We start from the raw sequence: 23786 nt of genomic DNA, 5'->3' as shown, positions 1-23786 counted from the left end.
GGTATCATATTTGCGTGACATCGGGCACCGGCACCATCTTTTCGGCGGCGCCGAAACGGGTTACCCTCCCGTTATGGACTTATTGCGCCACAAGAAGCCAGCCGCTGGACGCGGCTTCCTCGACGACCAGTTCCTGATTGCCATGCCCGGCATGAAGGATGATCGCTTCACGCGCTCGGTCATCTACATCTGCGCTCACAGCGACGAGGGCGCGATGGGCCTCATCATCAACCAGACGCAGCAGATGCTGTTTCCTGACCTGCTGGTCCAGCTCGGCATCATGAACGAGCAGGAGGCGATCCGCCTGCCGGCGCAAACCCGCGACTTCGTCGTGCGCAATGGCGGACCCGTGGACCGCAGCCGCGGCTTCGTGCTGCATTCCGGGGACTATCGGGTGGAGTCCTCGCTCAACGTCTCCGACGACATCTGCCTCACCGCCACGGTCGACATATTGCGCGCCATCTCGACCGGCCGCGGCCCCCGCCATGCGCTGATGGCGCTCGGCTATGCCGGCTGGGGCGCCGGCCAGCTCGAAAGCGAGATCGCCGAGAACGGCTGGCTGACCTGCGCGGCCACGCCTGAGCTTTTGTTCGACACCGATATCGAGCGCAAATACGACCGCATCCTGGCCTCGATCGGCATCGACCTCGCTCATTTGAGCGCAGCCGCCGGCCACGCCTGATTCCAAGCCGGTTATGCCTGCGTAAGCGGATACTGCTCCTTCAGCGTCCTCAGCACCTGGTCGCCGGGCATCGGCGCGCCGAACATGAAGCTCTGCACATATTCGCAGCCCATCTGACGCAATTCCAGCGCATCGCTCTCGTCGGAGATGCCTTCGGCAACCACCGACAGGCCGAGCTCATGCGCCATATTGACCATGGATTTGAGCAGCACCGCACGCTTCGGCGTCGCGTCGTCGACGAAGCTCTTGTCGATCTTGATCGTGTCGAAGGGGAAGCGCGTCAGGTAGGAGAGCGACGAATAGCCGGTGCCGAAATCGTCGAGCGACAGCCCGATGCCGAGCTGCTTGAGCTTGGTCAGCACATGCGAGGTCTGCTCGGGATTGTCCATCACCAGCGATTCGGTGAGCTCGAGCCGGAAGCAGCGCGGCTTCAGATTGGCGCGCGCGATGACCGAGCGCACGTCGCTGACCAGGTCGCGGCGGATGAGCTGGCGGCTGGAAAGGTTGACCGAGACCGACAGCGGCGCGTCGCCGATCTGCTTTTGCCAGGTCGCCAGATCCTCGGCCGCCTGCTGCATGGCGAACAGGCCGAGCTGCACGATCAGCCCGCAATTCTCGGCCACCGGAATGAAATCCCCGGGCGGGATCATGCCGCGCCGCGGATGGTCCCAGCGCAGCAACGCTTCGAAGCCGGCGACGCTGCCGTCCTCCAGCCGCACGATCGGCTGGTAGGCGAGCGTGAACTCGCGCCGCTCGATGGCGCGGCGCAGGTCCGATTCGAACTGCAGCCGGTCGGTGCCGACGGTGCGGAAGGCGGGCCGGAACGGCTCGATCCTGTCGCCGCCGAAGCGCTTGGCCTGGTGCATGGCAAGCTCGGCATCCTTGACCATGTCTTCGGCCGAGGTCTGCGCCGTCGTCCAGGTGATCAGCCCGATCGAGGCGGTGAGCACGATCTCGCGCTTGGCGAAGGTGATCGGGTTGTTGATCGCATGCTTGATGGCGTCGGCCACGCCGGCGATGCGGGCCGGGTCCTGCTCCGACAAGAGCATCAGCGCGAACTGGTCGCCGGCAAAGCGCGACAGCGAATCCTTGGGCTTCAGCAGCCGGTGCAGCCGGCGCGCGATGGTCAAGAGAATGGTGTCGCCGGCCGAGATGCCGAGCCCGTCATTGACCTGCTTGAAGCGGTCGATGTCGATGACGAAGACGGTCGGGCGCACCTTGTCTTCGGTGCGGGCGATCGAGATGATCGCCTCGAGCCGGTTCATGAACAATTCGCGGTTCGGCAGGCCGGTGAGATTGTCGTGCACGGCGTCGTGCAGCAGCCTCTCCTCGGACTTCTTCTGCTCGGTGACATCGACCATGGTGCCGACGCAGCGGATCACTTCGCCGTCCGATCCGATCACCGGGCGGGCGCGCAGCGAGAACCAGTGATAGTGGCCGTCGGCGCCGCGCAGGCGGAAATTCTGCGCCACGCGGCCGCGGCGGTGTTCGAGCACCACGTCGAGCGTGGTACGGAACGTGTCGCGGTCGTCGGCATGCAGCACCGGCAGCCAGTTGCGGGCCGCCCCGCCGAGGCTGTTGGGGGCAAGGCCAAGCTGCAGGCTCACATCCGGCTTGGTCACCACGCGGTCGCGCAGCACGTCCCAGTCCCAGACAGTGTCGCCGGACCCGGCAACCGCTAGCGCCTGGCGTTCGAGGTCGGAGAACAGGCCCTGATGCAGCGCGCCGCCGGCAAAGGCGTGCTGCATGACGGTGAAGCCGATGAGCAGGATGATCAGGATCAGGCCGCCGCCCAGCGCCGGCTGGGCTATGTCGTTGTCGAGCATGCCGGTGATCGCCATCCACGACCCGCACAGCCACAGAAGCACCATCACCCAGCTCGGCACCAGCATGATCGCACGGTCATAGCCGCGTATGCCGAGGAAAATGATGAGCCCGAGCCCTGTGAGCGCGGTGGCGGCAAAGGAGATGCGGGCGATGCCGGCGGCGACCGCCGGATCGACGATGGCGACGCCGGCGATCAAGAGCAGCCCGAGGATCCAGACCAGCGCGCCGTAGCTGAAATGGCCATGCCAGCGGTTGAGGTTGAGATAGGCGAACAGGAACACCACGAAGGTGCCGGCCAACGCCACCTCCGTTCCCGCCCGCCACATCTGCTCATTGCCCGGCGATATCTCGATGATCTTGTTGAGGAAGCCGAAATCGACGCAGATATAGGCCAGCACCGCCCAGGCGAGCGCGGCTGTGGCCGGGAACATCGAGGTTCCCTTGACCACGAACAGGATGGTCAGGAACAGCGCCAGCAGCCCGGCGATGCCGATGACGATGCCGCGAAACAGCGTGTAGGAGTTGACCGAGTCCTTGTAGGATTCAGGGTCCCACAGATAGACCTGCGGCAGTTTCGGCGAGGCGAGCTCGGCAATGAAGGTGATCACCGTGCCGGGGTTCAGCGTCACCCGGAACACGTCTGCGTCGGGGCTGGTCTGGCGGTCGAGCGCGAAGCCCTCGCTGGGCGTGATCGCCGCGATGCGGGTCGAGCCGAGGTCCGGCCAGAAGATGCCGGAATTCACCAAGCGGAAATGCGGCGCCACGATCAGCCGGTCGAGCTGCTGGTCGGTGGTGTTGGCGAGCGCGAACACCGCCCAGTCGCCGGTCGAGCGCGCGTCCTTGGCCTCGACCTCGATGCGTCGCACGATGCCGTCGGGGCCAGGTGCGGTCGAGACCTGGAAATTCTCGCCCTGGTTCCGGTAGATCTCGACGGCGCCCGAGAGGTCGAGCGCCTTGTCGTCGCGGGCGATCTTGATCGGCTCGACGGCGAGCGCCGGCGCAGCTGCCGAAAACGTGACGATGAGCGCCAGGAGAAGGGCGAGCAGCGACGCGATTCGCGGGAAATTCGTCAAAAATCAGCCCTTCGTTCCATCGCCCGGCGGATCGTCCGCGATCCGGGCGTAGAGATAGTGATCCTGCCAGATGCCGTTGATCCTGAGATAGGATCGCAAAAGTCCTTCGCGCCGGAATCCGGCTTTTTCAAGCACGCGGATCGACCGGGCGTTGTCGGGAATACAGGCAGCTTCGATCCGGTGCAACCTCAGCGTATCGAAGGCAAAGCGCGACACCAGCTTGACCGCTTCGGTCATCAGGCCGCGGCCGCCGAAGCGCTCGCCGATCCAGTAGCCGACATGGCCGCTTTGGGCGACGCCATGGCGGATGTTGCCCAGCGTGATGCCGCCGGCAAGCTTGCCGCTCGATTTCTCGAAGATGAAAAAGGCGATGGCCGTGCCCTGCGCATAGTCCTCGCGGTAGCGGCTGATGCGCAGCCGCCAGGCATTGCGGTCGAGCTCGTCCGGCTGCCAGCGCGGTTCCCATGGCTCGAGGAATGCGCGGCTTTCGCCGCGCACCGCCGACCATTCGCGATAGTCGTTGGTCAACGGCACGCGCAGCATGACCTTGTCGCCCTTCAGTGCCGGCAGGTCGCGGCGAAAGAAAGGGAGTGCGAACACGGCGCTTGAAGAGGGTTAGACGGCGAGCTTGCGGGCCGTCGTCTGCGGGCCCGAAAGCGAATCGAGGATTGCCTCGTAGGGCGCCAGCGTGCCCACGGGGCCGACCGCGGTGAGCGTCGGCTTGGTCGAGAACAGCCGTGACGACAGATCGGTCAGCCGCTCGACGGTCAGCGCCGCCAGCCGCTCCATCAATTCCTCCTTGGCGATCGGCCGGCCGAACAGAAGCAATTGCCTGGCGATCTGCGAGGCGCGGCTGGCCGGGCTCTCGGCGGACATGATGAGGCCGGCGCGATACTGCGCGCGCGCCCGGTCGAGCTCTTCTTGCAGGATGCTTTCGCCGGCCTTCTGCAGTTCGTCGATGATGACCGGGACCAGCCTGGCGATATCGCTCTGCCCGGTCGCGGCATGCACGCCGAAAACGCCGGTGTCGGAAAAACCCCAGTGGAAGGCATAGACCGAATAGCAGAGGCCGCGCTTCTCGCGCACCTCCTGGAACAGCCTCGACGACATGCCGCCGCCAAGGATCATCGACAGCACCTGCGAGGCGTAGAAGTCGCGCACGTGATAGGCGCGGCCTTCGAAGCCGAGCACGATCTGCGCGTCCATCAGGTCGCGGTCCTCGCGGAAGTCGCCGCCGACATATTGCGCGTATTGCGGGATGTTGCTGTTGGCCTTGGCGCGGAAGCCGCCGAGCTGCTTTTCGACCTCGCGCACGAAATTGTCGTGCTTGATGTCGCCGGCCGCCACGATCACCATGCGCTCGGCGCCGTATTGCCGTTCGATGAAATCGTGCAGCTGTTTTGAGGTGAAGGATTTGACCGTGTCCGGCGTGCCGAGGATGGAGCGGCCGATCGTCTGGTGGCGGAAGGCGGTTTCGGTGAAGCGGTCGAAGACGATATCATCGGGCGTGTCGTGCGCAGCGCCGATCTCCTGCAGGATCACATGCTGCTCGCGCTCCAGCTCTTCCGGGTCGAACTCGGACTCCTGCAGGATGTCGGCGAGGATATCGACCGCCAGCGGCACGTCGTCGGACAGCACCCTGGCGTAATAGGACGTCGTCTCGACGCTGGTGGCGGCGTTGATCTCGCCGCCGACATTCTCGATTTCCGAGGCGATCTCGAAGGCGCTGCGCCGGCTCGTGCCCTTGAACGCCATATGCTCGAGCAGATGGGCCATGCCATGCTCTTCGTCGCGTTCATTGCGGGCGCCCGACTTGACCCAGGCACCAAGGGCAACGGATTCGAGGCTTGGAAGGGTTTCGGTGGCGACTGTCAGGCCGTTCGACAGACGGCTTACCTCAACACCCATATGGCAAATACTCCTTAACGCGCCGCCCGCGTGTGGCGGCTCACGTAATCTTCCACCATTTTCAACTCGGATGGAAGTGTCGCGTATTTTTCGCCGGCTGTCATCAAGCCGCCCAGCCACGCGGGGAGCGCCGGGGCGATGCCGCTGGCTGCCTCGACCGCGGCCGGGAATTTGGCCGGATGTGCGGTGCCAAGCACCACCATGGGGACAGTGCCGGAGACATGGCCAGCCGCCACATGCATTGCAGCGGCCGTGTGCGGATCGAGCAGATAGTTGCTCCCGGCAAGCGTCGAGCGGATGGTGGCGGCGACCTCGTCGACGCTGGCGCGGCCTGCATCGAATTCGGCACGGATCCGCGCCATTTCGCTGGCCTCTATGGTGAAGGCGCCGGACTGCTTGAGCCCCTCCATATAGCGCCTGACCGTCGCGGCATCGCGGCCAGCCGCCTCGAACAACAGGCGCTCGAAGTTCGACGATACCTGGATGTCCATCGACGGCGAGGTGGTGGCGAACACCCCCTTGGTGCGATATTCGCCGCTGGCCAGCGTGCGCGCCAGGATGTCGTTGTCGTTGGTGGCGATGATCAGCCGCTCGACCGGCAGGCCCATTTTCTTGGCAGCGAAGCCCGCGAAAATGTCGCCGAAATTGCCGGTCGGCACGGTGAAGGAGACGGGCCGATCGGGCGCGCCGAGCGACAGCGCCGACGAAAAATAATAGACGATCTGGGCCATGATTCGGGCCCAGTTGATCGAATTGACTCCCGACAGCGACACCCGGTCGCGAAAGCCGTGGTCATTGAACATGTCCTTCACCAGGCCTTGGCAGTCGTCGAAATTGCCTTCGATCGACAGCGCATGGACATTGGCCGCGCTCGACGTCGTCATCTGTCGCTGCTGCACCGGCGAGACACGGCCATGCGGGAACAGCACGAAAATGTCGGTGCGATCCCGGCCGGCGAAAGCGTCTATTGCCGCACCGCCGGTGTCGCCCGAGGTGGCGCCGACGATCGTCGCGCGCTGGCCGCGTTCGGCAAGCACATGGTCCATCAGCCGCGCCAGCAGCTGCATCGCCACATCCTTGAAGGCGAGCGTCGGGCCATGGAACAGCTCGAGGATGAACCTGTTGGGGCCGGTCTGCACCAGCGGGCAGACGGCTTCATGCCGGAAGGTGGCATAGGCTTCGCGCACCAGCCGCTCGAAGACCGGGCCGGCGATCTCGCCGCCGAGGAACGGCGTCAGCACGCGGATGGCGAGGTCCGGATAGGCGAGGCCCCGCAAGGCGCGGATGTCGGCGGCCGAAAATTGCGGCCATTCGCGCGGCACGTAGAGCCCACCGTCGCGCGCCAGTCCCGCCAGCACCGCGTCGGCAAATCCAAGCGCGGGCGCATCCCCGCGTGTACTCACATATTGCATCGCAAAAAGCCCATTGCTGCCGGCGGTTTCATCCACCGCAAATTGGTTAATTTTCCGAGCCGGCTCAGTCGCATTTTTGCCGCGCGGTTGATATACGTCACCGGCTTTGTGAGAGGGAAGTGCAGTTCATGACGTTTTATTCGGTCAACCGTCGTCTTGTCGCGGGTCTGGCGCTTGCGGGCTTTATGCTTGCCGCCGCCGGCTGCCAATCGAGCGACAACGGCATCCTGAACCTCGGCTTCGGCAAGAAGACCGATCCGACCGCGCCGCCGCCGCCGCAGGACCCCAAGGTGCTCGCCTCCCAGCTGCGCGCCTACTGCCCGAGGGTGACGCTGCGTGACGGCACCGCCTTCTTCAACACCTATGCCAAGGGCACAACCGCCAAGCCGAAGAAAAAGAAGGGCGATGCGACGCAGGATGCCGACGCTGCCGCCGCTCAGACCGGGCCGAACGGCCAGCCCATCGATCCCAACCGGGACCCGGCGAAGATCATCTACCAGGCCTCGATTACCGATGTGACGCGCGATTGCAGCCATGCCGACGGCCAACTGACGATGAAGATCGCGGTTGCCGGCAAGATCGTGCCGGGACCGCTGTTCACGCCAGGCACCATCACCATGCCGATCCGCGTCGCGGTTCAGCACGGCACCGATGTGCTTTATTCGCAGATCCATCAATATCAGGTGCAGGTCACCGATCCGTCGGCCGCCACGCAGTTCGTCTTCACCGATTCCAATGTCGTGGTGCCGGAGCCGGCCGCGCAGGACTACCAGGCCTATGCCGGTTACGATGAAAACACGCCGGCAGCCACGGACAAGTCGAAGGGCAAAAGGAAGAAGCGGGTCGCCGCGGCGGCCACGAACTGATGCGTGGACTTATCCGGGCGTCGGGGTTACTCTGGCAATCCGGTCGCCCTCAGCGCGCTGCCGAGAGCCTCTGCGAGCGCGGGTGCGCAATTCACGCCCGCAAACTGGCGGCTGTAGCGAAAGGCCGGCTGAAGCTCGACTACGCGAGCGGCGGCCGCCCTCGCTTCCTCCAATCGGCCAAGCTTGGCCAGCGCTGCGGCCAATTGTACATATGTGATGCTATGTGCCGGATTGGCTTGAACGGACTTGTAAGCCGCACGGCAAGCTTCTTCGTAACGGCCGCGCAGCAAATGGCTCATTGCCTGCGCATCGAACGCGGCCCAGGTCCAGGAATCGAACGGGCTTAGCCGCATACCCTGCTCGCTCCATTCTATCGCGCGCTCCGCTTCGCCGCTCCACCCGAGAATGACACTGCCGAGAATGTAGGTCAGCGCCGATGAGGGGCTGATGGCGAGGGCGGCTTCTAACGCCGTGAACGCGGCGGCGCGGTCGTGCGCATCCATTCCGATGGAAAAGCCGGCCCATGTCAGGGCGAGCGCGTCGTCTTGTCCATGGACAATGGCCGACCTGGCGTGGCGGATCGAAGACGCACGGTTGACCTCCTGCAGGCCGGCGCGAAGGAACAAGCAATGATGGCACATCGCGGCGTTGCCATGCGCCAGCGCATAGGTTGGTTCGAGTGCGATCGCGCGGTCAAGAAGCACAAGCGCTCTGGTCACTTGCTCCGGCATACCTGAATCGACGTCAGGCTGGGCCTGCAGCACGAGATCGTAAGCGTCGAGACTGTCGGGGCGCTTGCGCCTGACACGTTCGATTTCGGCTTTCCGCAGGCTCGGCGCAATCGCGCCCACTGCCGACAGCGCGATCTCGTCTTGAAGCGCAAAGATGTCTTCGGAACTGCGGTCGTAGCGCTCGGCCCATATATGCACACCGGTCGATGCATCGATCATCTGCCCGGTTACACGCACGCTGCCGCCAGCCTTGCGCACGCTGCCTTCGAGGACATAGCGAACGCCAAGCTCGCGGCCGACCTGCTTCACGTCCACGGCGCGACCCTTGTAGGTGAAGGTCGAGTTTCGCGCGATGACGAACAACCATTTTATGCGTGCCAGGCCTGTGATGATGTCGTCGACCATCCCGTCGGCAAAGTACTCCTGCTCATGATCGCCGCTCAAGTTCGAGAACGGCAGGACCGCGACGGAGGGCTTTTCAGGCAAGGTCGGTGCCGACGCGGCGCGGGCGGCGGCCGAGGCATCAGGAACATTCGTGGCGACAGCCGGTCCGACATAGCGATAGCCGCGGCGCGGCAGTGTTTCGATCCAGCTGTCGACATTTGCTGCATCGGCCAGTACCCGGCGCAAGGCCGCGATCTGAACCGTCAGATTATTGTCGGCAACCGCCATTCCGCCCCAGCCGGCCTCGATCAGCGCGTCCTTGGACACGGGTACGCCCGCGTTCTGGATCAGCAGACGCAGCAGCGCAACGGCTCGCTGCCCAAGCATGGTCGGCTCCGCGCCGCAAAAGAGAATGCCCGCCTCCTGATCGAGGCGAAACGGGCCGAACTGGTAGAGGTCGCCCCCGACTGTCATTGGAGACTTTTAGCAAATTTTTGGCAACGGATTCACGACTTTCCGGCATGGACGGCCGATGTTGCACGAATGCTTCCCAGAAGCAGGCGTCCAGTCAGAGGAGGATCATATGAGCGCCGATGCCATCATCCGCATGCCCGACGAGAGCAAGGGCGTCATGCTGCGTGGTTTTCCCATGGTCTTCCTTGTCACCGGGGAAAACACTAGGCACACGAGCATGTTCGACTGGACGATCCCTCCCAAGTTCGCCACTGGGCGGCATGTTCACCGGGTGCAGGAGGAGACGTTTTACGTGCTCGAAGGCGAGTGTGAGTGGCATGTCGGCGACAAGACAATCCGCGCCACGCCCGGCACCTATCTGTTCATCCCGCCGGGAGTGCCGCACAACATCACGAATGTCAGCGACAAACCGGCTCGCGTGCTGATGACCGTTTCTCCGCCTGGCCACGAGCATTATTTCGAAGAGCTCGCTAAACTCGCCGTGCAGGGCGCACCGGATCCAAAAACACTCGCCGATCTGCGAAACCGCTACGACACCGATCAGCTCTCGACGTTGACGACACGAACGTAGGCCTCGTCCGCAACCTTCGATGTCAGCTTTTGGCCTTTCTGTATTCGGACGTCGCTTCTACGAGCCGCCGGACAGCGCCTTCGAGAACCAAGTCGGCCAAGCGAGGCAAGCGGCGCGGAAAACCTTCAATGCCGGCGCACGCCTGTTTTAGCCGCGGCTGGCTGTGGCGCGAGCCTTGGCGCCGGCGTTTCGATTGCGACTCGGCTCACGCTTCGGCGTGCTCAGGGGCCTTCCTTGCCGGTGCGCTCGAGGCGAGCGGGCCGGCCTTGTCTCGCCGCGCCAGGCGCCTGGCCCAATCGCGTCCCGGCCGTTCGACGAAGCGGTATGTCGCCACCGACAGCAGGATCGTCAGTAGAAGCATCGAGACCTGCAGCAGGTCGCCGAGCCAGAGCGAGCCGTGCAGATAGAGGATCGGGGCCGGCTCGTTGCCGGGGTTCAGCGCGTACGGGATGAACAAATCGGTGTGCAGCACGCGTTGAACCAGCAGGAAGGCAGCTCGAACGAGCGACCTGACCAGGGGATGCAGCATATAGATCGAATATGTCAGCGTGCCGACGAAAAGCATGAAAGGAGCGGTAAGCATGGCGCTGACCGAGCCACGCTCCCGCGCAAACACCAGCACGACCAAGGCAAAGATCAGCGGCGATCCGATGGAGAGCGGCAGGCTGCTCGCGGCGACGGAGACATAGCCCACGGCCAAAGCGCAGATCGCCGCTTCCAGCAGCGTCTCGGCCGCCGACGATAGTGGTTGCTTCAGGAGAGGGAACCGCTCCCGGACGTCGAAGCAGACGACACCAATCGCGAAACCATACAGACAGCGCACCAGCCCATAGTCATATGTGGTGTCCATGCCGTGCGGGCTCATCGTGGCGATCACGACGGGGCCGGCAATAATCGGCAGCAGCCAGGGCCACATGGCAGCCCCCAGCCTCGTCACTACGACGGCAAAGGTGACATAGGCAGCAAACTCTGCGCTGATGCTCCAACTGACGAAGTTCAGCCAGTTCTGTGGATTGACGCCGAGACCCTGCAGCAAAAATACGTTCGTGACGACCGCCTGAAGCAGGTTCGGGCCGATGCCATCCTTTGCCGCGTCGATGGGAATGAAAAGCAGAAGTGTCAGCGCATGCAGCGGATAGATTCGCCCCAGGCGCAGGACCATGAAGCGCCCGACGCCGAATCCGTCGGCGAGGCGCGAGCGATAGTTGGCGGCAATGACAAAACCGCTGAGCACGAAGAAGAAATCGACGAACAGGTAAGCGTGCCTGACCAAAGGCAGGAAGGTCAGGTGGCTGAAAACATCGAAATGGAACAGTGCGACCATGCAGGCGCAAATGCCGCGCCAACTGTCGAGAGCATCATAGCGAGGAGCGTTCTTGACCAAGCCCATGCGAAAAACGGGTAGGTGGGATTCGCTGCTTGCGCAAGCTGTGGTTGAATTAATACTTAACGCGCTTCAATCCCGTCATCCGACAAAAGGAGATCGTTAGTGCGCAATAAGAAAACTCATGTGCTCGCCGCGTTGCTCTACCTGTGCATGATGGCGACCGCATCGGCAACACCGTCGAGTGGCAACGTCAGCAACTACGGCGCGGTTGGTGACGGCGTCGCCAACGATACCGCGGCATTCAACCTCTGCTTGACCTACAATGTCATCTGCTGGGTCGACCCCGCCAAGACCTATGCGGTCGGTGATGTGCAGATGAAGAACGGCAATCGCCTGATCGGCCTCGGCACTGTCGAGTATGGTGATCGGACTGCAGCTACCGCATCGACGCGGCCGATCCTCGTCGGTGTTGCCGGCTCCACCAACCTCATTAACGTCAGCGGAGTCAGCAATAGCGCTGCGATCGATGGACTCTTCATCGACTGCAAGAGTTCAGGCATCAATGGTATTTCCGGCGGCAGTTTCCAACTCACCATCCAAGGCACTACGGTGGTGGACTGCGCGGCTGGCCTCGGTGACATGGCAGGTAGCACTTACACCACGGAAGCGCACATCATCGACACCACGTTCGGCAGCAATCAGCGTGGGATTTCAAATCCAACTGACTCGCTCATCGTCAACGCCGATTTCGCCAACAACAGCGGCGACGGCATCTATCTCGGCGGTGGCGCGAACTCCAACACCATCGTCAACAGCCGGTTCGAATGGAATCAGGGCTATGGTATTCAGAGTTATGGCGGCACGAACAACAACAGCATTTCCAACAGTATCTTCGACCGAAACTGCAAGGCTGGCATCCGCCTGGACGGCGTGACCGGCTTCACCATCTCGAACAGTGTCTTCGCCCGCAATGGGCGCAACAACGTTGCCGTCGACCAGAATGCGCAAGTCTACATGAGCGGTGCGAAGAATGTGAGCATTACTGGCGGTCTTAGCCTTGTCGGTCGGGACGATGGCGGTGCGGGCACTTACACGCCGGCTTATGTTTTTTCCTACGATAGCGGCACGCCGAGCACGAACGTGACGATATCGGGCTTTGCAACGGCGGGACTGTTCAACTCCACGACTAACCCGACTGGCTCATTCACCACGGCAGCGGTGGAGGGTCCTGAGCCGACCAGCGGCTACAACGTCTCTGGCGTGAACGATATTGCCGACACAGGCAACACCGTTACGGGTATCACCGCCTTTGCATCAGGCGGCCAGGCCAGCGCGACACAGTTGACCGCGACCGTCAACACGGTCTCGACCGCTTCGGCCGCTGCGGCTTCGGTGAAACTTGGTCCCTGTGTGCCTGGCCGACAGCAGACGGTCGCCAATCTTGGCGCGAACACCATCCAGGTGTTTGGCACCAGCCCGAACACGATCAATGGAGTTGCGAGCGCAACCGGCGTCGCACAGGCGACAGGAAAAATCGCCACTTATTTCTGCACTGGCAGTGGCAATTGGACTCGGCTGTTGAGCAACTGAGGAAAAATTGCCGAGCCAATCGCGTTTGGCGGAAGACGACTATGAGCGAGCCGACGGCATCATACCGGGGCTCGCGGCACCGTTCTCAAGCTTCTTCCGACCACTCCGACAGCGCGGCAATCGTGCCGCTGAGTTCCGCCCAGCGGCGGATGACTGTTTCGGCGCCGGCCTCGGTCAGCGCATCGGCATGGCCGGGATAGCTATGGCCGGCGCCGGTGAAGCCGATGACGCGCATGCCCGCCGCCCTGGCGCCGGTGATGCCGTGCACGGAATCTTCGATGACGAAAGTGTTCTTCGGGTTGACTCCGAGCTTTTCGGCGGCGAACAGGAACACGTCGGGCGCTGGCTTGGTCTTCTTGCTGGGGATGTCGAGCCCCGAAAAAATGCGGCCGGCGAAGAACGGCAGCAGCCGCACCTTGTCCAGCATGAATTCAATGCGTTCGGTGCGCGAGTTGGAGCAGACGGCGCGTGGCGCTGTCACGGACGCCACCGCCTCGCGCGCGCCGTCGATGATGCGCACATCGCTGCGCAGCTTGCGATCGACGAGGTCTTCGGCGCGGTCGATCAGCGAGGCCTGGAACGGGATTTTCGATTTCTCCTCGATCCGCATCAGGATGTCCTTGAAGGTCAGCCCGGCATAGGTCTCGGAAATCTCTTCCGCCGAGATCTCGTAACCCGCCGAGGTCAGAAGCTCGGCCTCGACACGTGCGGCGAGGATTTCGGAATCGACGAGCACGCCGTCGCAATCGAAGATGACAAGGTCTGGCTGGGGCATGGCGATCCGGAACGCGGGAGAAATGGCCTGATAGTTCAGGCGGGCGCGGCATACACCAACGGGCCCGTCTTCGCAAACCGCGGTTGACGAGGCGCCACCTTCACCGAATGTTTACGCTGATCGGTAACCATAACGGATAGTAACCGTAACGCGTGCCTTGGGTGTCATAAATGTCTGCCGTGCGTCTTCTCGACGAGCTTTCCCACGCCCCCCAGCAGTCCGAATGGCTGGATACGATCCTCAAGGGTGATTGCGTCGCAGCCCTCGACCGGCTGCCGGAAAAGTCGATCGACGTCATCTTCGCCGACCCGCCCTACAATCTGCAGCTCGACGGCGACCTGCACCGGCCCGACCAGTCGAAGGTCGACGCCGTCGACGACGAGTGGGACCAGTTCGAGAGTTTTGAGGCTTACGACGCCTTCACCCGCGCCTGGCTGCTGGCGGCGCGCCGCGTGCTGAAGCCGAACGGCACCATCTGGGTCATCGGCTCCTATCACAACATCTTCCGCGTCGGCGCCAGGATGCAGGATCTGGGCTTCTGGCTGCTCAACGATATCGTCTGGCGCAAGACCAACCCGATGCCGAATTTCCGAGGCCGCCGCTTCCAGAACGCGCATGAAACGATGATCTGGGCCTCGCGCGACCAGAAATCCAAGGGCTACACGTTCAATTATGAAGCGCTGAAGGCGTCGAACGACGATCTGCAGATGCGCTCCGACTGGCTGTTTCCGATCTGCACCGGCGGCGAGCGCCTGAAGGACGAGAACGGCAACAAGCTGCACCCGACGCAGAAACCGGAAGCGCTGCTCGCCCGCATCATGATGGCTTCGACCAGGCCGGGCGACGTCGTGCTTGACCCCTTCTTCGGCTCGGGCACTACGGGCGCTGTCGCCAGGCGCCTCGGCCGCCACTTCGTCGGCATCGAGCGCGAGCAGGGCTATATCGACGCCGCCAATGAGCGCATCGCCGCCGTTCGCCCGCTGGAAGGCGCCGATCTCACCGTGCTTTCCGGCAAGCGCGCCGAGCCGCGCGTCGCCTTCATCAGCCTGATCGACACCGGCCTGATGGCGCCGGGCGCCACGCTTTACGACGCCAAGAAGCGCTGGGCGGCCAAGGTGCGCGCCGACGGCACGCTGGCGATCGGCGACAGCGCCGGCTCGATCCACAAGATCGGCGCCGAAGTGCAGGGCCTTGACGCCTGCAATGGCTGGACTTTCTGGCACTATGAGCGCAGCGGCGGCCTGACCCCGATCGACGAGCTGCGCCGCATCGCCCGCCTCGGCATGGAGCGGGCAGGCGCCTGATCCATTAAGGTTTTGAATCAACGGATCGCCGCAAGCGATTCAACTCAAGCCGAAATTCCAAGCTGCTCAAGATCCGCTTTAAGCGTGTTGGCGTCGGTGAACAGCACCGCCTGCCAGCCGGCGGCCCTGGCGCCGTCGACATTTTTCTGGCTGTCGTCGATGAACAGCGTGGCGGATGGTTCAAGGCCGAATGCGGCGGCGTGATGATCGTAGATGGCGCGATCCGGCTTGATCAGGCCGATCTCGGCAGACACGGTTATGCCGCGCGGGCGGTCCAGGAATGGAAAGCGGCCGCGGGCCTCGATGAATGTGTCGGCGGCCCAGTTGGTCAGCAGCGTCACGTCGTGACCGGTGTCGATCAGCTTCTCCATGACGGCAACACTGTCATCATAAGCGTGCGGTGCCATTTCATGCCAATGGCGGCGGAAATTGCGAATGTTTTCCGCGTGATCTGGATGCTCCGCGATCAACAGCGCTTCGGCCTCTTCCCAGGTGCGGCCACGGTCCTGCTCGATGTTCCAAGCGCTGGTGCAGACATTGTCGAAGAACCATTTGCGCTCCGTCTCGTCAGGAATGAGCCGGCTGAACGGCAGGTTGGGGTCGTAGTGGACCAGCACCTTGCCGATGTCGAAAACGATGTGGCGGATTTCAGTCATGGGGCCTCTTTGCACCTGATGGTGACGGTTTCTTCGTCGCGCCCGGTATCGCCGCCTCGATTACCTTTTTCATGACGGTGGGCAGCGCTTCCCCGGAAATTTCATGGGCCAGCGACCAGAAATGCCCGCCCGGCGCATCACCTTTGATGTGGGCATGAAAGACTTCGAGTTCGAGCGCGAAATGGGTGAAGACGTGGCCGATGCGCCCGGCGCGCCGCCATTCGGCAGGGAAGGGCGCTGCAGCATCGGTGGTCGCGCCGTCGATTCTTGCCGTCCAGGCGGTGGTGGGCACTTCCGTCATGCCACCGAGCAGGCCCTTGTCCGGCCGCTTGCGCAAAAGGATGGCGCCGTCGCCGCGCTCGGCAACGAAGGCGGCGCCGCGTCTGAGCGGCTTGTCGTCCTTCGGCAGGCGTACCGGGAAGCACTCGGGCTCGCCCAAGAGGATGGCGCTGCAATCCTCGCGCACCGGGCACAGCATGCAGCGTGGCCGTTTCGGCGTGCAGATCGTGGCGCCAAGGTCCATCATCGCCTGGGCGAAGTCGCCGGGCCTCGCTCGCGGCACGAGCTTTTCGACCAGCGCGCGGATTTCCGGTTTTGCCTCGCTGAGCGGCGTTTCGATCGAATAGAGCCGCGACACGACCCGCTCGACATTGCCGTCGACGACGGCCGCCGGCCGGTCGAAGGCGATCGCCGCGATTGCCGCCGCCGTATAGGCGCCGATGCCCGGCAACTCCCTCAGGCCGGTTTCGGTATCGGGAAAGCGGCCGCACTGCCGTGCGACGAGATCGGCGCAGGCCTTGAGGTTGCGCGCCCTGGAATAGTAGCCGAGCCCGGCCCAGGCCTTCATGACGTCTTCGGCGGATGCCGCCGCCAGCGCGTCGACGGTAGGCCATTTCTCGACGAAGGTCCGGAAATAGGCTTTCACCGCCTCGACCGTGGTCTGCTGCAGCATCACCTCGGACAGCCAGACGCGGTAGGGATCTGGCATCGTTCCGCGCGCCAGCGCGCCGGGCGTGACGCGCCAGGGCAGGTCGCGGTGATGCGCGTCGTACCAGGCAAGCAGGCGGGAGGAGATATCTCCGGGTCCGGCCTGTTCGGTTATGGTCTTGCGGGTCTGGTCTTGCGGTGCCATTGATCGCTTCGGATTGGAGAACGCACATGGCAGGGAAAAGGCCCTTCGGCAATCCCGTTCCGGTGAGCGATCTCGCAACCGAGATCCTCGATCCGGTGCTCAAGAAGCGCGCCGGCATCTCGATCGGGCTGGTGCAGTCCTGGGAAGAGATCGCCGGCCCCCGGCTTGCCGGCCGCTCGCGCCCTGAAAAGATCCAATGGCCGCGCCGCCTGCATGAAGACGATCCGTTCGAGCCGGCGGTTCTGGTCATCGCCTGCGAGGGCATGGCGGCGCTGCATCTGCAGCATGAGGCCGGCGAGATCATCAACCGCGTTAACGCCTTTCTCGGCTTCAATGCGATCGGCCGCATCAAGATTTTGCAAAAACCGGTTCTCTCCGAAAAAGCCCGGCCGAAACCGATGCCGAGGCCGCTCACGGACGCTGAGAAGTCGAAGCTTTTGCGCACCGTGGGCAAGATCGAGGACGAGGGTTTGCGCGCTTCCCTGGAGCGGCTCGGCGCCACAATCCTTGGCGAAAAGAAGGCGAAAGGATTGTGACAGGCGTCATGAATGCGTCACCGATCTCGCGCATTCGTGATCCCACCCATCAAGTTTGGCGATTGGATTGGGGACGGCGATGCCTTAATTCGCGCCAACTCTCGCCTTTTCTAGCTCTTGCATTGCAAAATCCAACCAGTATCAGGTGATTCGCATGAACCGTTCTTTGTCCCGCAGGAACCTTCTGACCACGCTGGCCGCTGTTCCGGCGGTGGCGCTGCTTGCCGCATGCAGTGATTCAGGCGAGGAGGCGAAGGCGGCCGACGTGAAGCCTGCCAATCCGGCGACGCCCGCCAAGCCGGCCACGCCGGCCGCCGCCAAGGTGCCGGAAGCGCAGGGCACGGTCGATATGGCGGAGCTGCTGAAGCCAGGCGCGCTGCCCGACAAGCAGCTCGGCAAGGACGACGCCAAGGTCACCATCGTCGAATACGCCTCGATGACCTGCCCGCATTGCGCGCATTTCGCCATGACCACCTTTCCTGAGTTGAAGACCAAATACATCGACACCGGCAAGGTTCGCTACATCCTGCGCGAATTCCCCTTCGACCCGAGCGCCGAGGCCGGATTCATGCTGGCGCGCTGCGCCAAGGACAATTATTTCCCGATGGTCGACGTGCTGTTCAAGCAGCAGCCGAGCTGGGTGGGCGTCAACAACACCAAGGAAGCGCTGCTGCAGATTTCCAAGCTCGCCGGTTTTACACAGGAGTCCTTTGAGTCCTGCTTGACGGACCAGAAACTTCTGGACGATGTGAGGGCAGTCCAGAAACGCGGAGCGGACGAGTTCAAGGTCGACTCGACGCCGACCTTCTTCATCAACGGAAAGACCTATAAAGGGGCGATGTCGATTGAGGAAATGTCGGCCATCATCGACCCTCTGCTCTGACATCCAGACTGCGCCGAAGCGGTCCGGCTTCGGCGCGCGCGCCTGTGGTGCGGGGCGGCGCGAATGAAGTTTTCGCGCCTTCGCCTCCTCGGTTTCAAGTCCTTCGTCGAACCCGGTGAGTTCGTCATCGAACGCGGCCTCACCGGCATCGTCGGGCCGAACGGCTGCGGCAAGTCGAATCTTGTCGAGGCGCTGCGCTGGGTGATGGGCGAAAGCTCCTACAAGAACATGCGCGCGTCCGGCATGGACGACGTGATCTTTTCCGGCTCCGGCGCGCGCCCCGCCCGTAACACCGCCGAAGTCACGCTTTTCCTCGACAACAGCGACCGCACCGCGCCCGCCGCCTTCAACGATGCCGATGAACTGCAGGTGTCGCGCCGCATCGAGCGCGAGGCGGGCTCCCTCTACCGCATCAACGGCAAGGAAGCCCGCGCCAAGGACGTGCAGCTTCTGTTCGCCGACCAGTCGACCGGCGCGCGCTCGCCCTCCATGGTCGGCCAGGGGCGTATCGGCGAACTGATCCAGGCCAAGCCCCAGGCCCGCCGCGCGCTGCTTGAAGAGGCCGCGGGCATTTCCGGCCTGCACACGCGCCGGCATGAGGCGGAACTCAGGCTGAAAGGCGCCGAGCAGAACCTCGAACGGCTGGACGACGTCGTCGGTGAGCTGGAGGGCCAGATAGAAAGCCTGAAGCGCCAGGCGCGCCAGGCCTCGCGCTTCAAGAACCTGTCGGCCGATATCCGCAAGGCCGAGGCCACGCTTCTGCACCTGCGCTGGACACTGGCCAAGACCCAGGAAGGCGAGGCCCGCTCGGCGCTTGCCGTTGCCACCACCCTGGTCGGCGACCGCGCCGCCGCCCAGATGGCCGCCGCCAGGGAGCAAGGCATCGGCGCGCACAGGATGCCCGATCTGCGCGACGCAGAAGCGGCCGCGGCGGCTGCCTTCCAGCGCCTGTCGATCGCCAGGACGCAGATCGAGGAAGAGGCCGGCCGCATCCGCGCCCGCCAGGCCGAGCTGGAGCGCCGCCTGCAGCAGCTCGATGGCGACATCGCCCGCGAAGAGCGGATGGTGCGCGACAATGCCGACATTCTGGAACGCCTGCGCGCCGAAGAAGCCTCGCTCAATTCGGAAAACGCAGGCGCCGCCGAGCGCGAGACCACCACCCGCGCCGCCTTCGAGCAGGCGGCCGCGACGCTTTCGCAAAGCGAAGCAAAACTTGCCGCGCTGACCGCCGAACGGGCCGAGGCGGCCGCCTCACGCCACCAGATCGAGCGCACGCTGCGCGAAACCGCCGAGCGCCGCGACCGTTTCGCCCGCCAGCTGGCCGAGGTCGACCGCGAGCTCTCCGATATCGCCTCGAAGGTCGCCGGCCTGCCGGATCCGGCCGAGAAGCGGCTTCTGGTCGAGGACGCGCTTGCTCGCCTGGAAGAGAGCGAGGCCGGCGCCATCGCCGCCGAGCAGGCGGTCGCCGAGGCGCGCGCCGCCGAAAGCGCTGCCCGCCCGCCGCTGCAGGATGCCAAGGCGGAGTTGGCGCGCATCGAGACCGAAGCGCGCACGCTGGCAAAAATCCTCAACGCCGCGAGCGGCGACCTTTTCCCCTCCGTGCTGGAGCAGATCAGCGTCGAGCGCGGCTATGAGACGGCACTCGGCGCCGCTCTTGGCGAGGATCTCGACGTGCCGCTCGACCGCAGCGCGCCGGTGCATTGGGGCGAGAGCACGGTCCAGCCCGGCGATGCAGCTTTGCCCGAAGGCGTGAAGAGCCTGGCCAGCGTCGTGCGCGCGCCGGCGCAGCTTGCCCGTCGGCTGGCGCAGATCGGCATCGTCGAGGCCGCAGACGGACGCCGGCTGCAGGCGCAGCTGGCGCCTGGCCAGCGACTGGTCAGCCGCGATGGCGCGCTGTGGCGCTGGGACGGCTTGACCGCCAGCGCCGATGCGCCCACCGCCGCCGCCCAGCGGCTGGCGCAGAAGAACCGGCTTGCCGAGCTCGATGCTGAAGCGGTGCAGGCGACGCGCATCCTGCGCGAGGCCGAAGCAGCGCTGGCTCAGGCCGAGCAGGCGCTTCGCCAGACGAGCGAGGCCGAACGCAATGCCCGCCAGGCCGGCCGCGATGCCCAGCATGGGTTGGATGCTGCCCGCAACGCGCTGGCCGAGGCTGAGAAGGCCGGCGGCGAATTGGCGAGCCGGCGTGCGGCACTCGACGAGGCGCGCGCGCGCGTCGTCGACAGCCATGAGGAGACCCAGGCCGCTTTCCTCGAAGCCGAGATGCTGCTCAAGGATGCGCCCGATCTTGGCGACCTGCAGCTGCAGCTAGAACAATCATCAGCCAATGTCGCGCGCGACCGGGCCACACTTGCCGATGCGCGTGCCGTGCATGAAGGCCTGCGGCGCGAGGCCGAAACGCGCATGCGCCGGCTCGATGCCATCGAAACCGAGCGCAAAAACTGGTTGGAGCGCGCGGAGAACGCTTCGACACAGATCGCCTCACTGGGCGAGCGCAAGGCGGAAGCCGAGGCCGAGCGCGAGCGGCTCGCCGATGCGCCGGACGAGATCGACGCCAAGCGGCGCGCGCTGCTGTCGCAGCTTTCCGAAGCCGAGACGCTGCGCAAGGCGGCGGCCGACCGCTTGCAGGAAGCGGAAAACCGCCAGGCCGAGCTCGACAAGGCCGCAACCGCCGCCATCCAGTCGCTGGCCGAAGCGCGAGAAACGCGCGTCCGCGCCGAGGAGCGGCTGGCGGCGGCCGACGAGCGCCGCGCCGAGGTCGAGGCGCGCATCCAGGAAGCGCTGAACACGCCGCCGCATCTGGTCATCAAGCATACCGGCCTCGACGCCGACAGTCCGATGCCGGACATGGCCGATATCGAGCGCCAGCTCGACCGGCTGAAGATCGAGCGCGAACGGCTCGGCGCCGTCAACCTGCGCGCCGAGGAGGAGCAGAAGGAATTGTCGGAGCGGTTGGAGACCATCGTTTCCGAGCGCGAGGACATCATCGAGGCGATCCGTAAGCTACGGCAGGCGATCCAGAGCCTCAACCGTGAAGGCCGCGAGCGGTTGCTTGCGGCCTTCGAGGTCGTCAACGGCCATTTCCAACGGCTGTTCTCGCATCTGTTCGGCGGCGGCACGGCCGAATTGCAGCTGATCGAATCGGAAGATCCGCTGGAGGCGGGGCTCGAAATCCTCGCCCGTCCTCCCGGCAAGAAGCCGCAGACCATGACGCTGCTTTCCGGCGGCGAGCAGGCGCTGACGGCGATGTCGCTGATCTTTGCCGTCTTCCTGACCAATCCGGCGCCGATCTGCGTGCTGGACGAGGTCGACGCGCCGCTCGACGATCACAATGTCGAGCGCTTCTGCAATCTCATGGACGAGATGGCCAAGACCACCGAGACGCGCTTCGTCATCATCACCCACAACCCGATCACCATGGCGCGCATGGACCGGCTGTTCGGCGTCACCATGGCCGAGCAGGGCGTCAGCCAGCTGGTCTCGGTCGACCTGCAGGCGGCCGAAGCGATGCGCGAGGCGAGCTGATTCAGGGTCTCGTTGCCGGAATAGATCGGCGTAGCTGCCCCTGACCGGATCGTTCTTGAGCGGCTCCGGCAGCGAGGTCAACCGCCTGAACCGAGGGGTGGCGGAGTTGAATGGCTATCTCATGTTCACCGCTGGCCGCTTACCGGCTTCATTCCCATGGCACGGTCCGCCGGCGCGACTTCGCACGAGCTTGCCGCGAAGCATTAAAATCAAGAAAACGTGTCCTGCGCGAGTCGAGCCTCATATTGTGCGCCAGGTCGCGCCGCTGATAGCCTCCATCAAAAGTAGTGGGGGCTTATCAGGTGGTGCGATTGTTTGTCGTTTTGGGGGATATCTGCGTTCTGCCGAACACATGATTTCCCCGGAAATGACCTTGCCGATTTTTCTCTAATTGTCTTTGATCGCATAAATTCGGGCAGATGTGGGGCTTGACGTTGGAAAGCGATCTGGAGCAGAAATTCTACTATTCTACCCCAAAACTCATCAAATCCTGTGCCATATTCGTCTCGATTTTAGGTCTCGGGATATTCTCCCTTCAGCATAAACATCCGCTACCCCTACTTGTCCTCAGTGGGTGGATCTGCGTGATTGCTGGCGCCTCGCTGGCCGCCATGGTGCTGCGTCGATTGGTGACGCGAGCGCCTGCGGTGGTGCTTTCGCCGCAAGGTGTGAGAGTATCCTACTTACGCGGTCTCGTACCTTGGAGCGCGATAACAAAGCTTTCCGAGGTGTCCGGCAAAAACTTCGTCATTCTGAGGCTGGCCCTCGATCCTACCTATGCCGCGAGCGTGCCACGGCGATGGTATTCGCTGCGGCGGGGCAGCAAGCTGGCACTGAGTATCCCGATCAGCCAAATCGACACCGCGGGCGCGGATATCGCTCAGCTTTGCCGTACCTATATGGCGACGCAGCCGACAGCGCCCGACGCGATGGAAGTACAAGCTGGCCGCAGCTTGCCTTCGTCCGCCACACAGCCACTTGCCTCCTACGGGCTTATCGTCCTGCTGGCGGTCATCTATTGCGCTGAACTGACTTTCGCCGTCGATCCTAATCAGGGCGGATCGCCCTCGACGCAAACCTTGATTGTACTCGGCGGCATGTTTCGATCCTTGATCTGGGACGGCCAGTGGTGGCGGCTGGTCACGGCTACGTTGATGCACGCCAGCATCGCGCATCTCCTCGGCAACAGCTTTGCGCTTTGGCGCGCAGGGGTTCTACTGGAGGGGTTGGTGGGCCGCCTATGGTTCCTGGCGATTTTTGCAATATGCGCGGTGGGCGGTGAGGTGGCTTCGCTGTATATGACCCCGGCCAATGTTGTGGGGGTTGGCGCGTCAGGCGGCATTGTCGGCCTTTTTGCCACGGCAATCGTCCTTAGCTTTCATTTCCAATCCAGCGCCAAGCGCAGCCTGATGCAAACGCGCGCGATTTCGATTCTGGTTCCGGCGCTGCTGCCGCTTTTTGCGGCCCCTGATAAAGGGCTGAGGATCGACTACTCCGCCCATATTGGCGGCGCGATTGTGGGTGCCGTGCTTGCCCTGGCGCTAATGTCATTTTGGCGCCACGAGCAGGCTCGTCCACTCTATTCCTGCGTTGCGGGGTCGTTGCCGGCGTTTTCGCCTTGGTAGCGGTGGGCGCGCTTGTGCCGATCACTCACAGCCATGCCGCCTATCAGGGAGAGAATGCTTTTGCAGCATTCTTCAATGGCCGATACGGCGACGCTGCGCGGATGTTCCAGCAGCAAAGCGAAATGCCGGATGCTCAGGTCGCTTATGCCGATCTGTGGCGCATCATGGCGATGGGGTACGCAAAAGACCCGGCATTGCAAATGCAGGCACGCCAGGCACAAGCCAAACTCACGCCTGCCACTTGGCCCTATCCGATCTTCGATATCTTCATGGGCAAGCTGTCTCCGCAGGCTTTGCAAATGAAAGCCGTCGGCAATGATCAATTGTGCGAGGCCATTTTTTATGGCGCTGAGGCGGATTTGATCGAAGGGCAAGTCGAAGACGCAAAACCGCTATTGAGGAATGCGTTATCGATTTGCCCTAAGACGTTTATCGAGCTTGGAGCCGCGGAGTTGGAATTGAAACGGCTGCACGAAGCCCACGTCGGCTCTTAAAGTCTGCGGCTTGT

19 protein-coding genes are annotated in these 23786 nt (G+C 63.6%); 10 read left to right on the top strand and 9 right to left on the bottom strand.

The window, feature by feature from the left end:
- The first annotated feature begins 73 nt into the window (after positions 1-73).
- Positions 74-682, top strand: coding sequence for a YqgE/AlgH family protein (locus FJ974_RS24290; protein WP_140532476.1), 609 nt, complete (start codon positions 74-76; stop codon positions 680-682).
- Between the two features lie 11 nt (positions 683-693).
- Here FJ974_RS24290 and FJ974_RS24285 read toward each other — a convergent pair whose 3' ends face one another.
- From FJ974_RS24285 to thrC, 4 genes are read right to left on the bottom strand one after another with little or no spacing between them, the layout of a single operon-like run.
- Positions 694-3582, bottom strand: a complete 2889-nt coding sequence (locus FJ974_RS24285; protein ID WP_140532478.1) for an EAL domain-containing protein — start codon at positions 3580-3582, stop codon at positions 694-696.
- 3 nt (positions 3583-3585) lie between these two features.
- Entirely contained in the window at positions 3586-4182 is a 597-nt protein-coding gene (locus FJ974_RS24280) for a GNAT family N-acetyltransferase (RefSeq protein ID WP_140532480.1), read from the bottom strand.
- A gap of 15 nt (positions 4183-4197) precedes the next feature.
- Positions 4198-5490, bottom strand: coding sequence for a M16 family metallopeptidase (locus tag FJ974_RS24275; protein ID WP_140532482.1), 1293 nt, complete (start codon positions 5488-5490; stop codon positions 4198-4200).
- 14 nt (positions 5491-5504) lie between these two features.
- Positions 5505-6902 (bottom strand): threonine synthase, encoded by a 1398-nt coding sequence (gene thrC / locus FJ974_RS24270; RefSeq protein ID WP_140532484.1) that lies wholly within the window; start codon positions 6900-6902, stop codon positions 5505-5507.
- Between the two features lie 128 nt (positions 6903-7030).
- Between thrC and FJ974_RS24265 the strand changes: the two genes are divergently transcribed.
- Complete coding sequence (locus tag FJ974_RS24265) at positions 7031-7768, top strand: hypothetical protein (RefSeq protein ID WP_140532486.1); 738 nt, start codon at positions 7031-7033, stop codon at positions 7766-7768.
- Between the two features lie 26 nt (positions 7769-7794).
- On the opposite strand, the gene FJ974_RS24260 is transcribed toward FJ974_RS24265, so the two are convergent.
- Complete coding sequence (locus tag FJ974_RS24260) at positions 7795-9357, bottom strand: winged helix-turn-helix domain-containing tetratricopeptide repeat protein (protein ID WP_140532488.1); 1563 nt, start codon at positions 9355-9357, stop codon at positions 7795-7797.
- A 109-nt stretch (positions 9358-9466) separates the two neighbouring features.
- Between FJ974_RS24260 and FJ974_RS24255 the strand changes: the two genes are divergently transcribed.
- Entirely contained in the window at positions 9467-9928 is a 462-nt protein-coding gene (locus tag FJ974_RS24255; RefSeq protein ID WP_140532490.1) for a cupin domain-containing protein, read from the top strand.
- A 205-nt stretch (positions 9929-10133) separates the two neighbouring features.
- Here FJ974_RS24255 and FJ974_RS24250 read toward each other — a convergent pair whose 3' ends face one another.
- Positions 10134-11252 carry an acyltransferase family protein gene (locus FJ974_RS24250; protein ID WP_181177067.1) on the bottom strand — a complete coding sequence of 373 codons (1119 nt, stop codon included), beginning with the start codon at positions 11250-11252 and terminating at the stop codon, positions 10134-10136.
- Between the two features lie 165 nt (positions 11253-11417).
- Here FJ974_RS24250 and FJ974_RS24245 point away from each other — a divergent pair, with 165 nt between their 5' ends.
- Positions 11418-12845 carry a right-handed parallel beta-helix repeat-containing protein gene (locus tag FJ974_RS24245; RefSeq protein ID WP_140532494.1) on the top strand — a complete coding sequence of 476 codons (1428 nt, stop codon included), beginning with the start codon at positions 11418-11420 and terminating at the stop codon, positions 12843-12845.
- 85 nt (positions 12846-12930) lie between these two features.
- Here FJ974_RS24245 and FJ974_RS24240 read toward each other — a convergent pair whose 3' ends face one another.
- A complete protein-coding gene (locus tag FJ974_RS24240; protein WP_140532495.1) occupies positions 12931-13620 on the bottom strand; it encodes an HAD family hydrolase in 690 nt (229 codons plus the stop codon).
- A 170-nt stretch (positions 13621-13790) separates the two neighbouring features.
- On the opposite strand from FJ974_RS24240, the gene FJ974_RS24235 reads away from it, so the two are divergent.
- Positions 13791-14924, top strand: coding sequence for a site-specific DNA-methyltransferase (locus tag FJ974_RS24235; RefSeq protein WP_140532497.1), 1134 nt, complete (start codon positions 13791-13793; stop codon positions 14922-14924).
- A gap of 44 nt (positions 14925-14968) precedes the next feature.
- On the opposite strand, the gene FJ974_RS24230 is transcribed toward FJ974_RS24235, so the two are convergent.
- Positions 14969-15580, bottom strand: coding sequence for an HAD family hydrolase (locus tag FJ974_RS24230; RefSeq protein WP_140532499.1), 612 nt, complete (start codon positions 15578-15580; stop codon positions 14969-14971).
- The gene (gene mutY / locus FJ974_RS24225; protein WP_140532501.1) at positions 15573-16712 is read right to left on the bottom strand and encodes an A/G-specific adenine glycosylase; all 1140 of its coding nucleotides are present in this window, start codon (positions 16710-16712) and stop codon (positions 15573-15575) included. The genes FJ974_RS24230 and mutY overlap by 8 nt, the downstream gene beginning before the upstream one ends.
- A 26-nt stretch (positions 16713-16738) precedes the next feature.
- Here mutY and FJ974_RS24220 point away from each other — a divergent pair, with 26 nt between their 5' ends.
- From FJ974_RS24220 to FJ974_RS24200, 5 genes are all read left to right on the top strand, one after another.
- Positions 16739-17248 carry a DUF721 domain-containing protein gene (locus tag FJ974_RS24220; protein ID WP_140532503.1) on the top strand — a complete coding sequence of 170 codons (510 nt, stop codon included), beginning with the start codon at positions 16739-16741 and terminating at the stop codon, positions 17246-17248.
- 154 nt (positions 17249-17402) lie between these two features.
- Positions 17403-18131 carry a DsbA family protein gene (locus tag FJ974_RS24215; RefSeq protein WP_140532505.1) on the top strand — a complete coding sequence of 243 codons (729 nt, stop codon included), beginning with the start codon at positions 17403-17405 and terminating at the stop codon, positions 18129-18131.
- A 63-nt stretch (positions 18132-18194) separates the two neighbouring features.
- Positions 18195-21653, top strand: coding sequence for a chromosome segregation protein SMC (gene smc, locus FJ974_RS24210; protein WP_140532507.1), 3459 nt, complete (start codon positions 18195-18197; stop codon positions 21651-21653).
- A gap of 434 nt (positions 21654-22087) precedes the next feature.
- Positions 22088-23278, top strand: a complete 1191-nt coding sequence (locus tag FJ974_RS24205) for a rhomboid family intramembrane serine protease (protein WP_181177068.1) — start codon at positions 22088-22090, stop codon at positions 23276-23278.
- The gene (locus FJ974_RS24200) at positions 23272-23772 is read left to right on the top strand and encodes a hypothetical protein (RefSeq protein WP_140532513.1); all 501 of its coding nucleotides are present in this window, start codon (positions 23272-23274) and stop codon (positions 23770-23772) included. The genes FJ974_RS24205 and FJ974_RS24200 overlap by 7 nt, the downstream gene beginning before the upstream one ends.
- Positions 23773-23786: the final 14 nt, after the last annotated feature.

The sequence above is a fragment of the Mesorhizobium sp. B1-1-8 genome (assembly GCF_006442795.2).
GTDB lineage: Bacteria > Pseudomonadota > Alphaproteobacteria > Rhizobiales > Rhizobiaceae > Mesorhizobium.
Note: the sequence above shows the minus strand (reverse complement) of the source record. Positions and strands in the feature narration are given on the sequence as shown.